The sequence below is a fragment of the Mesorhizobium sp. M0029 genome (genome assembly GCF_040323735.1).
Taxonomy (GTDB): domain Bacteria; phylum Pseudomonadota; class Alphaproteobacteria; order Rhizobiales; family Rhizobiaceae; genus Mesorhizobium.
In genome coordinates this window covers 163,183-176,412 of record NZ_JAMYVF010000006.1, presented here as the reverse complement: position 1 = coordinate 176,412, position 13,230 = coordinate 163,183, and the positions used below count along the sequence as shown (strand labels likewise).

The 13,230-nt window shown below is 61.8% G+C and carries 9 protein-coding genes; 5 read left to right on the top strand and 4 right to left on the bottom strand.

What is annotated here, in order from left to right; all coding sequences use genetic code 11:
- The first annotated feature begins 116 nt into the window (after positions 1-116).
- Entirely contained in the window at positions 117-671 is a 555-nt protein-coding gene (locus NKJ76_RS13115; protein ID WP_023715211.1) for an HdeD family acid-resistance protein, read from the top strand.
- A 29-nt stretch (positions 672-700) separates the two neighbouring features.
- Here the strand turns inward: NKJ76_RS13115 and NKJ76_RS13110 are convergent, their stop codons facing one another.
- Both NKJ76_RS13110 and NKJ76_RS13105 read right to left on the bottom strand, forming a co-directional pair.
- Complete coding sequence (locus NKJ76_RS13110; protein ID WP_023752077.1) at positions 701-1,684, bottom strand: bifunctional riboflavin kinase/FAD synthetase; 984 nt, start codon at positions 1,682-1,684, stop codon at positions 701-703.
- A gap of 9 nt (positions 1,685-1,693) precedes the next feature.
- Positions 1,694-2,554: a TIGR01459 family HAD-type hydrolase gene (locus NKJ76_RS13105; RefSeq protein WP_352537589.1), complete on the bottom strand. Its 861-nt coding sequence runs from the start codon at positions 2,552-2,554 to the stop codon at positions 1,694-1,696.
- Positions 2,555-2,889: 335 nt separating this feature from the next.
- On the opposite strand from NKJ76_RS13105, the gene NKJ76_RS13100 reads away from it, so the two are divergent.
- The 4 genes from NKJ76_RS13100 (at position 2,890) to NKJ76_RS13085 (ending at position 8,407) form a co-directional block, all read left to right on the top strand.
- Entirely contained in the window at positions 2,890-4,779 is a 1,890-nt protein-coding gene (locus NKJ76_RS13100; protein ID WP_352537588.1) for a TadE/TadG family type IV pilus assembly protein, read from the top strand.
- Between the two features lie 187 nt (positions 4,780-4,966).
- The gene (locus tag NKJ76_RS13095; RefSeq protein ID WP_352537587.1) at positions 4,967-6,940 is read left to right on the top strand and encodes a TadE/TadG family type IV pilus assembly protein; all 1,974 of its coding nucleotides are present in this window, start codon (positions 4,967-4,969) and stop codon (positions 6,938-6,940) included.
- A 157-nt stretch (positions 6,941-7,097) separates the two neighbouring features.
- Positions 7,098-7,730: a LysE family translocator gene (locus tag NKJ76_RS13090; RefSeq protein ID WP_352537586.1), complete on the top strand. Its 633-nt coding sequence runs from the start codon at positions 7,098-7,100 to the stop codon at positions 7,728-7,730.
- A gap of 242 nt (positions 7,731-7,972) precedes the next feature.
- Positions 7,973-8,407, top strand: coding sequence for a CAP domain-containing protein (locus NKJ76_RS13085; RefSeq protein ID WP_023700638.1), 435 nt, complete (start codon positions 7,973-7,975; stop codon positions 8,405-8,407).
- Between the two features lie 29 nt (positions 8,408-8,436).
- Here NKJ76_RS13085 and NKJ76_RS13080 read toward each other — a convergent pair whose 3' ends face one another.
- Together NKJ76_RS13080 and NKJ76_RS13075 are read right to left on the bottom strand one after the other, a co-directional pair.
- Positions 8,437-10,935, bottom strand: coding sequence for an EAL domain-containing protein (locus NKJ76_RS13080; protein ID WP_502902303.1), 2,499 nt, complete (start codon positions 10,933-10,935; stop codon positions 8,437-8,439).
- Between the two features lie 419 nt (positions 10,936-11,354).
- Positions 11,355-12,890 carry a DHA2 family efflux MFS transporter permease subunit gene (locus NKJ76_RS13075; RefSeq protein ID WP_352537585.1) on the bottom strand — a complete coding sequence of 512 codons (1,536 nt, stop codon included), beginning with the start codon at positions 12,888-12,890 and terminating at the stop codon, positions 11,355-11,357.
- Positions 12,891-13,230 lie beyond the last annotated feature (340 nt).

Genomic DNA, 13,230 nt, shown 5'->3' with positions numbered 1-13,230 from the left:
ATCGCGGCTTGGGAGCTGCCCGGCATCGCTGGACGGGTGCCGACGCCGGGATTAACCTCAGCGACGGCGACAAGCCAGGCGATCTTTGATGCAAGTGACTTTGAGGAGATGCGGCTATGACCCTGCACGGTGACACCCTGAAAGACGCGATCGGCCGGACACGAGACAAATGGGGATGGTTCGTCGCGCTCGGCGTGCTGCTGCTCATCTTCGGCGGCATTGCCTTCGGCAATCTGTTCATCGCCACCGTCGCCTCGGTCTATGTCGTGGGATGGCTGATGCTGATGGCCGGCATCATCGAGATCGTGCATGCCTTCGGCGTGAAAAGCTGGAGCCGCTTCTTCTATTGGCTGCTCAGCGGCCTACTTTATGCCGTTGCCGGTTTCTTTGCCTTCGACAATCCGCTTCTGGCCTCGACGGTGCTGACCTTGCTGCTGGCGGTGGCGCTGGTCGCTTCAGGCGCGCTCAGGGCCTGGGTCGGCTATAGCCACCGACCGGAAAAGGGCTGGGGCTGGGTCGTCGCGGCGGGCCTGATCAGCGTGCTGGCGGGGCTGACCATCGCCATGGGCTGGCCGGTCAACAGCCTGTGGGTGCTCGGCCTGTTCCTGGCCATCGACCTGATCTTCCAGGGCTGGAGCTTCATCGCTCTCGGACTGGCGTTGAAGAAGTAGGGGCTTGAAGAGGTAAGCGGCCGGAAGGCTCAAAAAGCGATGGCGCCGTCCAGATCCGAAAGCGGCCTGACGCCGGCCAGCAGCGCGCGCGCCTCCGCCTCGTCGCGCTTCATTTGTGCCACTAGCGCATCGAGCCCATCGAACTTCACCTCGGGGCGCAAAAAGCCGAAGAACGATACGTCGCAGATCTCACCATAGAGATCGCCGGCAAAGTCGAAGACGAAGGTTTCGAGCAGCGGCGCGCCATTGTCGTCGACAGTCGGGCGACGCCCGAAGCTGGCGACACCATCATAGAGCGTGCCGTCGGCGCGGCGAAAGCGGACGGCATAAATCCCTTCCTTCAGAGTCGTTTCCGGCGAAAGCCTCATGTTGGCTGTCGGGAAGCAGAGCGTGCGGCCGAGCTGCTGGCCGCCGATCACTTCGCTTTCGACGGTGAAGCGGTAGCCGAGCAGGCCTGCTGCCTCGGCGACCTCTCCCTCGCAGAGCAGCTCGCGGATACGGCTCGACGACACCACCTCGGCGCCCTCGTCGCGAAAGGCGTCGACCAGGGTGACGCCGAAACCATGGCGCTCGCCTGCCGCCATCAGAAACGCAGGACCGCCCTGCCGGTCCTTGCCGAAGTGAAAATCGAAGCCGGTGACGGCATGGGTGATGCCGAGGTTCGTCTCCAGCACATCGGTCACGAAAGCCTCGGCCGACAGGCCGGCAAAGGCGCGCGTGAACGGCTGTTCGACGAGTGCGGCAAAGCCCAGATGCGACAGCAGCCGCGCCTTCATCGGCGGCGGCGTCAATACGAACAGCGGCATATCGGGCCTGAACACTTTTCGCGGATGCGGCTCGAAGGTCAGCACCAGCGCCGGCACGCCGCGCCGCCCGGCTTCGGCAAGCGCGCGATCGAGCACCGCCTGGTGGCCGCGATGGACGCCGTCGAAATTGCCGATCGCCACCACGCCGCCGCGCAAATGCGGCGGCAGCGGCGCGGTTGCTGAAATGTGTTCGAAAGCTGCGCTCATGCAGCAACCCTACCGCAGTCTCGGAATGACGGCGACCGGCCGGCAGCCGTGCTTTTGCAGAAAGGCTGCAAGCCTGGCGGGGTCCGGCTGCATGGGATCGCCATAGTCGCGCGCGTGAATGCCGCCCGAGACGTAAAGCACGTCGATGCCGTTGTCGGCGGCGCCCTTGACGTCGGTCATCATGCCGTCGCCGATGGCCAGCACCTCGGTGCGCGCGACGTCTCGGCCGAGAAGCACGGCAACCTCCCGCAGCGCTACGTCATAGACCGGCGCATAAGGTTTTCCGGCGATCAGCGTGCGGCCGCCAAGCTGGGCATAGTCGCGCGCCAAGGCGCCGGCGCACCAGATCATGCGCTCGCCGCGTTCGACCACGATGTCGGGATTGGCGCAGATGAAAGGCAGGTTCCTGGCGCGCAGCCGGCGCAGCAGATCGGCGTAATCCTCAGGCGTTTCCACCTCGTCGTCGAACAGCCCGGTGCAGACCGCGCCGGAGGCCTCGAACTCCTCGACGAGCTCGATGTCGAGACCGTCATAGAGGGTGAAATCGCGGTCGGCGCCGATATGGAAGATTTTTCGTGGGCCTTCGGCGATAAGGTCGCGGGTCACATCGCCTGAGGTCACGACGCGGTCGTAGGCGGCGGCGGGAACGCCGATCGCATTCATCTGCGCCACCACATCGGCATTGCGGCGCGGCGAGTTGGTGATCAGGACGACCGGGACCTTAGCCGCACGCGCGGCGGCAAGCGCTTCGGCAGCCGCCGGAAAATGCCATTCGCCATTGTGGATCACGCCCCAGACATCGCACAGGATGGCCGAGTAGGCGCCCGACAAATCCGCGAGCGAGCCGATGATGTCAGGCGAATCCGCCATGCCGTTTTCCTGCTGTGACGATCATTGCGAGAGCTGCAGCCGACGGTCCGCCGCAACCGGCCCCGCATTAACCGAAGCGTTTCATCCTGTCACCAGCTTTTCGGCACTTGCCAGGCTGTTGCGCAACGGGCTGATCGAAGGTTGCAACAGGCAGGAACCACCCTTCCCCAGCTTCGGTCGATCGAAACAATGTCGCACCGCTGATCACCAGGGCCGAGTGGTTAACGAGCCTTGAAAAGATGGGCCTATGTTGAACGCATTTCAGCAACCTGAAATTTAACGATTTTGTGGGCATCTTCGGACCGATATTGGGTCCTGGCAGGGGTGCTGAAGGCATGATCCGCAGATTTCTGAACGACAGACGCGGCAACTATGCCTTGATGGCAGTGATCACCATGGTGCCCTTGATGGGCGCGCTGGCGCTTGCAATCGACTACACCGATCTCCTGCGCCAGAAGCAGAACATGCTGAACGCGCTGGATGCCGCTGGGATTGCCACGGCACAGCAGATCGTCACCGGGGCGACCGACACGGCAGTCAAGGCCTATGCGAAGGATTTCTTCGAAGCCAATCTCGGAAAGGTCAGCTCGGCCAATACGGCCCTGACGGTGACGCTGCCCAACAACAACGCAGGTGGCGGCACGCTGAAGCTGTGCGCCAGTTTGACGTTCCACCCCTATTTCCTGCCGGTGGCGGCCATGCTGATCGGAAGAACGTCCACCGATGCCAAAACCTCCGCGTGCTCCGAGATCCGCCTCAAGAACACGCTGGAAGTGTCTCTCGTGCTCGACAATTCCGGCTCCATGAGCATCAACGGCTCCGGCACCGGCCAGCCGCGAATAGATTTGCTCAAGAAGGCCGCGACCGAGCTTGTCAATACAATGGCGCTCCAGGCCGCACAAATGAAGCAGGTGACCAAGCCGGTGCAGTTCTCGCTGGTCCCGTTTTCTGCGTCGGTCAATGTCGGCGCTCCGATCCCCCCGGCTCCATTGCCGACGTGGCTGGACACGACCGGCATTTCCCCGATCCATCATCAGAACTTCGATTGGTCGACGATGACAGCGGCGGCAAATGCCACCAAATGGATCGAAAAAGTAGGCAGCGTTTACTACCAGCGCGGCACGGGCTGGGGCACAGACAAAGACAAGGAGATGACGCGTTTCACCCTCTATCAGGACATGATGGCAACGACCTGTACGAAGAAAAACTCGAACGGCACTTGCAAGACCTCCGTCGTCGCCAAATACGAAGCCTGGAAGGGCTGCGTGGAGGCGAGGCCGTATCCCTATAATGACGACGACACGTCGCCGACCACTGGGACGCCCGCCACCATGTTCGTGCCGATGTTCGCGCCGGACGAAGCTGGCAATTTCTGGACCGACACAACTCGCACCAGCACATCGACGTGGGGTTACGCCAACAATTGGTGGATCGATTATTCCGACACGCTGACTGTCCCCAAACGCCAGGCGGATATGCGCAAGTATTTTCTGACAAAGCCCTGGGACGCAGCAGCCGCTGCGGCCGATGATGGACCCAATTCGGCATGCACGACCGCCGCGATCACGCCGTTGCAGGACATAACCACCACCGATGGCAAGAAAATCCTGACGGATGCCATCAATGCCATGGCCCCGACGGGCAACACCAACGTGCCGGAAGGGCTGGCCTGGGGCTGGCGGACGGTGTCGAGCAACGAGCCTTTTACGCAAGGCCGGCCGAACACCGAAAGAGGCAACGACAAAGTGGTCATCGTCCTGACCGACGGCGCAAACACCTATAGCATCGGCCCCAGCAACGACATGACCAGCAACTACGCCAAGAATGGATCGACCTACGCCGCCTATGGCTACACCGGCCCTAATTTTCCGAAGCCAGTGGAGCCTGCGACCCGCCTGTTCGTCAACACGACCGTCGCCAAGACAACCTATACGGCGACCAACTACACGGCCGCGCTTGACGAGCAGATGCAAACCCTTTGCGCCAATGCGAAGAATTCGAACATTCTCTTGATGACCGTCTCGCTCGACCTTGTTAGTTCCAAGCCGGCGGAAAAGACTGCCATAGATGCGCTCAAGAAATGCTCCTCGGATTCGCGCTTCCGCAAGGATCCGACCGACCCGAGCAAACCGGCGAAGCTGTACTGGAACGCGACCGGCGCCACCTTGTCGCAAAGTTTCAAGGAAATCGCCGACGAACTGTCGAACCTGCGCATCGTCAGCTGATCGGCGCGATCTTTCGAACAAGGCGCTCCGCTTCGGCGGGGCGTTTTGCGTTCGGCAGCTGGCGCATTTGGTTAGCGCCTGGTGAAGCGCTATCCGCGCAATCGAGCAGTTTCCCAAACCCGTCCTTCAACGTTTTGTGAAACTGTGGCGGCATTGAAGAATCCGCAGGCGGGGCCGCTTACATCACATGCGTGAACTCTGGCGCACATTCCGGCGTGACTTCTGGCGTGACCGCCGCGGCAATTACGCTCTGATGACCGTTGTGGCGATGGTGCCACTGATGGGCGGCGTGGCAATGGCTGTCGACTACACCGGCGTGGTCAGCGAGAAGCAAAGGGTGGTCAACGCACTCGACGCCGCCAACTTCGCCACCGCGCGCCGGCTGGTGGAAGGCGCCACCGACGACCAGTTGCGGGCCTATGCGCTCGACTTCTTCAAGGCAAACCTCAACGACGTCGATCCCGCCGACACGACGCTCAGCGTTACGCTGCCCAGCAGCACGACCGGCGGCGGCATCGTCAAGCTGTGCGCCAGCCTGGTCTACAAGCCCTATTTCCTGCCGGCAGCGGCGATGCTGATCGGCAGGACGTCGGAAAACGTCACCTACTCCGTGTGTTCGCAAGTCCGGCTGAAGAACACGCTGGAAGTGGCCATGGTGCTCGACAATTCGGGGTCGATGTCGAACACGGGCACGGGTGCCGGACAAAAGCGCATCGACCTTCTCAAGCAAGCCGCCAAGCAGCTCGTCGACACGCTTGCCTTGCAGGCCGCGATGATCAAGCAGATCGACAAGCCGGTCCAGTTCAGCCTTGTGCCGTTCGCCGCCTCGGTCAATGTCGGCGCCAGCAACGACAACGCGTCGTGGATCGACGCCTACGGGCTGTCGCCCATCCACAATGAGAATTTCGCCTGGTCCACGCTTAACGCAGCCGACAAATATGCCCAGAAGATCGGCGGCATCTGGTACAAGAAAGGCATTGGCTGGGGTGAGCAGGAGGGGCAGATGCTGACCCGCTTCTCGCTCTACCGCGACATGAAGGTGGTCACCAGCCACGAGCGCATCGTCGGCAGCAAACGCGTGGTCTGCGACAAATATCGCCCCAATCATACATGCTCGGACAGCCACAACGAATACGACTACAACGACACATATGGACCGTTCGCCAGCTGGCAGGGCTGCGTCGAAGTGCGGCCCTATCCCTATAATGTCAACGACGCGCCGGCCTCCGGCGGACCGAACAACACCGGCACCGGCGTCGGCGATCCCGCGACCATGTTCGTGCCGATGTTTGCGCCGGATGAGCCGGGCAATCATTGGTACATAACGCAGGACCCCGACGAGGTGGCCCCCAAGACCTATGGCGCAGCCAACAGCTGGTGGAACGACGATCCGGCGAGCACCACCGCCAAGACCAGGCAGTCCAACATGGCCAAGTATTTCCAGCCACGGCCGATCAATGCTCCGGTGCTGGGGACGGGTGCAGGTCCTAACTACAGCTGCACGACGACACCGATCACGCCGCTGACCGACGTCTCCAACACCGCCGGGCTGACCAAGATCAAGGCTGCGATCGACCTGATGGCGCCGAACGGCTTCACCAATGTGCCGGAAGGCATGGCCTGGGGCTGGCGCACCGTCTCCAGCACGGAGCCTTTCACAGGAGGACGTCCTGAGACGGAGCGCGGCAACGACAAGGTGCTCATCGTGCTCACCGACGGCGAGAACACCTATGCGGTGCCCAGCAGCGATCCCGCCGGCAACAAGTCGACCTATGCCGCCTATGGCTATACCGGCGTCGGCTACAACGGCACTGCGGTCACGCGCCTGTTCGGCGGCACGTCGAGCGCCATCGGCCAGCTCAACTATTCGTCGAGCAACTACACCGCCGCGCTCAACGAGCAGATGGCGACGCTGTGCAACAACGCCAAGGCGGCCAACATCATGGTGATGACGGTAGCGCTCGACATGTCGACGACCGACGCCGGCGACAAGAGCGCGATGGAGGCACTGAAGACGTGCTCGTCGGACTCGCGCTTCCGCAAGGATCCGACCAACCCGAGCAAGCCTGCAAAACTGTTCTGGAACGCGACCGGCGCCACGCTGTCCGACAATTTCAAGGAAATCGCCAACGAGCTCTCGAACCTGCGCGTGGTGAGCTGAGGGTTGAAGCTGCTGATCTTCCCCACCTTGCGGGGGAAATTTGGCGGCTTCGCCGCTTTCGTCATTTTCGACGCTGGCGCAAAGGCTCCGGCCATCATGCTCTTGCGGTGAGTCAAAACGCGTGATGGGTATCGTCACCGCTTCCCGGAGATCGCTCGTGCCCGAAACCGCCAACCATCTCGCCTTCGCGCTGGTCTGCCTCGGCATGGTGCTGACGCCCGGGCCGAACATGATCTACCTGATCTCGCGCTCGCTGTCGCAAGGCCCCAAGGCCGGGCTGATCTCGCTCGGCGGCGTGGCGGTCGGCTTTCTGTTCTATGTCGTATCGGCTGCGCTGGGCATCACCGCGCTGCTGCTTGCCGTGCCGTTTGCCTACGACGCACTGCGCATTGCCGGCGCGCTCTATCTACTATGGCTCGCCTGGCAAGCGGTGCGGCCCGGCGGGCGCTCGCCGTTCCAGGTGCGCGAACTGCCGAGGGACAGGCCGCGCAAGCTGTTCGCGATGGGCCTGATGACCAATCTCCTCAACCCCAAGGTGGCGGTGCTTTATCTGTCGCTGCTGCCGCAATTCATCTCGCTGGGCAAGGGCCATGTGCTGTCGCAGCTTCTGGTGCTCGGCGCCACGCAGATCTCGATCAGCCTGACCGTCAATGCCATCATCGCGGTAACGGCCGGTTCGATCGCCACCTTTCTTGCCGGACGGCCGCTATGGATGGTCATCCAGCGCTGGATGATGGGGACGGTGCTCGCCGCGCTGGCGCTTAAAATGGCGACCGACGCGCAACGCTGATCGGACGCAACGCGCCGAGACTACATCGGCCGCCAACCTTCCCATTCGAATCGGCCGGCCGAACCTGCACGGAGGCCCGCGATTGAGATTTTCGCGGCCCTGCCCGGCAAAAGCCATGATCGCCGCTAAGTCAGGCAGGCATGACAATGATCTGCACCACCAATCACCCGCTCGCGCAAACCCGCTCTGGCGCAGCAAGTCCAAAACCAAACAGGCGCCTACTGCTGATCGGCCTTGCAGCCATGGCCGGCCTCGCTGCTTGCAGCACGGTCTCGGTGCCGACCGGCGAAGGCGCCGGTGTCTCGTCCTCCGCCACCGCGACGCTGGCCGGCATCCGAGCTTCGGCCGGACTGCCGGCGCTGGTGCCGGACGCCCAGCTCGAGCAGGCCGCTCGGCAGCAGGCCGGCTATATGGCCTCACGCGAACGCATGAGCCACACGACTGGCTGGGGAAAGGATTTCGCGTCGCGGATGAAGGACAATGGCGTGCGGGGCGCCGCCGCCGAGAACATCGCGGAGGGCCGCTTCGACCAGCAGAAACTGTTCGACATCTGGATGCATTCGGCCGGCCACCGCCGCAACATGCTCGATCCGGATTTCAGCCGCTTCGGCCTCGCCTATGTACGCGACGGACGCGACAGCGCCATCCGCTACTGGAGCCTGGTGCTCGGAAAATAGCAGCCAGCGGTTAAGGCGCGAGCCAGCCGTCAGCCTTTCGCGATCAGCTTGCCGATATCGCCAGCCGACAGGGGTTTGCTGAAATAATTGCCCTGCACCTCGTCACAATTGTTCTTGCGCAGGAAGGCGACCTGGTCTTCCGTTTCGACACCTTCGGCCAGCACCCGAAGGTTCAACTTCTGCCCCAGGGAAATCACGGCGCCAGTGACCGCCTGATCGTTCTCGTCGGTCGCGAGATCGTTGATGAAGGACTTGTCGATCTTCAGCCGCGCCACCGGAAACGTCTTGAGGGCGCTGAGACTGGAATAGCCTGTTCCGAAATCGTCGATCGATATCTGCACGCCGAGCTTTTGCAGTCCGTTCATCGTTGCGACCGCCAGCTCGAAATCCTGCATGATCAGGCTTTCCGTCACTTCGAGCTCGAGATACCTCGCCTCCAGGCCGCTTTCCTTCAACGCGTTGACGACGCGGTCGATCAGGTTCTTCTCCCGGAACTGCCGCGCCGACACGTTGACGCAGACGGTTACGGGCGACAGACCGGCGCGCTGCCAGGCTTTGTTCTGCCGGCAGGCTTCGTGCAGGATCCAGTCGCCGAGCGGCACGATCAGCCCGGTCTCCTCGGCGGTCGGGATGAACATCGCCGGCGAAACCAGGCCTCGCGTCGGATGGTTCCAGCGCACCAGCGCTTCGACGGCGAAGACCTGCCCCGATCGCAGATCCACCTGTGGCTGATAGTGCAGAGCGAATTCCGACCGGGCGAGCGCGTTTCGCAATTCCTCCTGAAGCAGGAATTTTTCATGTGCCGTTGAGTTGAACTCGGGGGCATAGAACTGGAAATTGTCGCGGCCGAATTCCTTGGCGCGATACATGGCGGCGTCGGCATTGGCCAACAGCGTATCCGGGCTGGTCCCGTCCTTCGGATAATTTGCGATGCCGATGCTGGCCGTCGTTCTCAGCCGATGCTCTCCGACAAGAACCGGTTCCGCGATCGCATCCCTGATCGTCTGCAGGGTTTCCGAGACCACATCGACATTGGTGGTCTGGTCGAACAGGACGATGACAAATTCGTCGCCGCCAAGCCGCACGACGGTGTCGGTGGCCTTCACGCATCCAACCAAACGGCTGGCGACGGTCTTGAGGAGTTCGTCGCCGGCATTGTGGCCAAACGTATCGTTCACCAGTTTGAAATTGTCGAGATCGATGAACACCACCGTCATCCAGCGATTGTATCGCTGCGCGTAGAGGACCGCCTGGGAAAGCCGATCCTCCAGCAAAGCGCGATTGGGCAGGCCGGTCAGCGCATCATGGTTGGCCATGAAGTGGATCTGGTCTTCCGCCAATTTGCGCTCGATCGCGATGCCGGCAATGTGTGTGGTGAATTCGATCAGGCGGGTCTCGGCATGGGTGGGTTCGCGCACGGTCATCGAATACATGGCAAAGGCGCCCAACACGACGCCCCGATGCGACAGGATCGGGGTTGACCAGCACGAACGATAGCCATGGGGTGCCGCCAGTTCGCGGTAGTCGTCCCAAAGCGGATCCTGCAGAATATCGGTAACAATGACCGGTTCCCGCCGGTAGATGGCGGTTCCGCAGGATCCCACCTTGGGACCGATGGCCGCCCCATCGATGGCGCTCGTGTAGGCTTTCGCCAGGCCCGGCGCCGCACCGTGACGCAAATGAATGCCGTCCTTGTCGAGCAGCAGGACGGAACCGAATATCCCCTTCAACTGAGCCTCGACGAAGCGCATGAGGCGGTCGAGCACGTCCTCCAGCGGCGCGCTCGTGGCAATCATTTCGAGGATCTGCGCCTGCCCGCTGCGAAGGACATCCGCCTGTTTGCGGGCGGTGATGTCGTGGGCGATGCCAACCAGGCCGAAGATTTCATTTTGGCGATTGCGCAACGGCACCTTCGTCGACGAAAGCCATTTGCCGGCGCCCGACGCATCCACGACAAACTCTTCCGCGTCGATCATTGGTTGTCCGCTCTTGAGCAGGCGCTGCTCGACCAGGCGAAATTTCCGCGCAAATTCCGGGGGGTGGAGATCAAAATCGGTCAATCCGATCATGTCGCTGGTCTTGTTGCGGCCGCTATCGGTCGCAAGGGCGCTGTTGACCACGACGAAACGGCTTTGCGTATCCTTGACCCAGAGATAATCGGGCACCCAGTCGATCAGCGCTTGCAGCGAAATGCGCTCGTCGACGATCTGCCGATTGGCGAGGAGTTCAGTGATGTCCTCATGCGTGGCGATCCAACTGCCATCGGGCATCGGCTGGTTACGGATCTGGATTGTGCGACCATCGACAAGTTTGGCGGTCCAGAGCCGCGAAGCCTTGCCCGAATTGATCGAGCGAGCCGTCGCGAGATAGGTGTCGGCGGCCGTCGCCGCCGTGCCGGCGGCTACGCGGCGCTCGACGATTTCGCTCAGTGTCACGCCAGGCCGCAATTCCTCGGGCGCTATGCGGTAGATTTCCGCATAGCGCCGGTTGCTCAGGATCAACCGTTCATCGGCATCGAAAAAGCAGATGCCTTGCGAAATATTCTCGATCGCAGTCTCGAAGCGCAGGGTCTGCCCTTCGAGAGCCGCAATGGTCGTGCGCCAGTCTTGCCAACGCGGCTAGGCCCACCGGCGCGCGCGTCGCGGCGGATCTTCTGGATGACTTCGTGACCAAACAGACCTCCTCCGGCTTGGCGCCTGAAACTAGAAAGGGCCTCTCTCCTGCCAACTGAAAGTCGACTGACAATGTTACAGATGTGCTAATTCAAGATGAACTGTAACGGAATTGGAGGCGTCAGCAACCAGATACCAAAGGTGCAAATGTCATTTCAAATCAACTTCCAACGGCTCATTATCGATATTCTTTTGCACACGCGGGTTTTGACGATCATCCGAGCGACAAATCATCAGGGGCAACCAGCTCGCTGCCAGCGCTACCGGCGCCCGCCTCAATCCATATGCGCGGCAGGCGTGGCGGCGCCGGCCGGAGCGGTCTTCGGCTTGCGGAGCAGGAAGACAAACGGAATGGCAACCAGCGTCATCACCATCAGTAGTTTGAAGTCGTTGACATAGGAGATCATCATCGCCTGGATGTTGACCATGCGGTCCACCTGCGAAAGTGCCGTCGGATCGCCGCCTGCTGCCGCCGGCGAGAGTGCCCACAAATTGGGGTTGAACGGGTTGATGAAGGCCGACAATTCGGTGTGATTGACCTGCGTGTTGCGCACCATGAGAACCGTCACCACCGACACGCCGATTGACGAACCGAGATTTCGAACCAGGCTGAACAGGGCCGTGGCGTCGGTGCGGAAGCGCACGTCGAGCGTGGCGAAGGCCACCGTCGACAGCGGCACGAACACCATGCCCATGCCCAGGCCCTGGATGACGCCGGAGCTGAGGATCAGCCAATTGTCCATCTGCGGCGTGAAGGAAGACATCGTGTAAAGCGACTGCGCTGTGAGCAGAAAGCCGATGACGACGAGGATGCGGGCGTCGATCCTGCTCATGAGCCGCCCAACGACAAGCATCGAAATCATCGTGCCGACACCGCGCGGCCCCAGGACGACGCCGATGGTCACGGTCGGATAGCCGAAGATGGTCGACAGCATCGGCGGCAGCAGCGACATTGAGGCCAGGATCAGCACGCCCATGACGAAGATGAAGGCCAGACCGGTGACGAAATTGCGGTCGAGGAAGATCTTGGGGTCGATGAAAGGACGTTCCGCCGTCAGTGTGTGGATGATGAACACCCAGAAGCCGGTGATCGAAAGAGCAAGCTCGATCCAGATTTCGACCGAGGAAAACCAATCGACCTCGCCGCCGCGGTCGAGCAGCAGCTGCAGTGCGCCGACGCCGAGCGAAATCATGGCGAAACCGAAGAAATCGAAGCTGCGGAACCGCCGGGCAACGACCGGCAAATAGGCTGCCATGCCGAGGAAGGCGATGATGCCGACCGGCAAATTGATGAAGAACACCCAGCGCCAGTTGAAATTCTCGGTCAGCCAACCGCCCAGCGTCGGACCCAGGATCGGCCCCAGCATGATGCCGGCGCCCCAGATGGCCATCGCCTGGCCGTGGCGTTCCCTGGGGTTGATGTCGAGCAGGAAGGTCTGCGACAGCGGCACGATGGCGGCGCCGAACACGCCCTGCATCAGCCGGAAGAACACTATGCTCTCCAGGCTCCAGGCAATGCCGCAAAGCATCGAGAACACGGTGAAGCCGACAACCGCCGCCAGGAACAGTTCCTTGCGGCCGAAGCGGTCGGCCAGCCAGCCGGTCACCGGCGTCATGATCGCGGCGGCAACGATGTAGGAGGTCAACACCCAGTTGATGTTGTCGGGCGACGCGCCGAGGTCGCCGGTCATGGTCGGCAGCGCGACATTGGCGATCGTGGTGTCGAGCGCCTGCATGACCGTCGCCAGCATCAGCGCCACTGTGATCAGGCCGCGATGCGGCACTTCCTTGAAAGGTTCTGGTGTGGTCATGATGCGGAACTTCCGACAGGTAACAATAACGTGTACACTAGGTTTCCGGGCGGCGAGGCCTTCTCTGGTGAAGAGACCCTCATCGCGGTGGGACGCGATCTATCGATGTGGGGGTTACATCGATCGAAGGTCTCGACACATCAGGCGCTTGCCGCCCGGAAATCCAAGGTCCGAAGGATGGGCGCCGAGATGGTCCAGGTTCTGGGCAGGCCGCGATGCGGCCCGGTCCAATCCACCCCTCGTTCAACCTGCCGTCGGGCCGATCCTGTCATCTCAACTTCACCTCGCCTGCGGCGGGCGTTCTGCCGGGCCGTGATCCTGCTTTTCGAGATCACGGTCC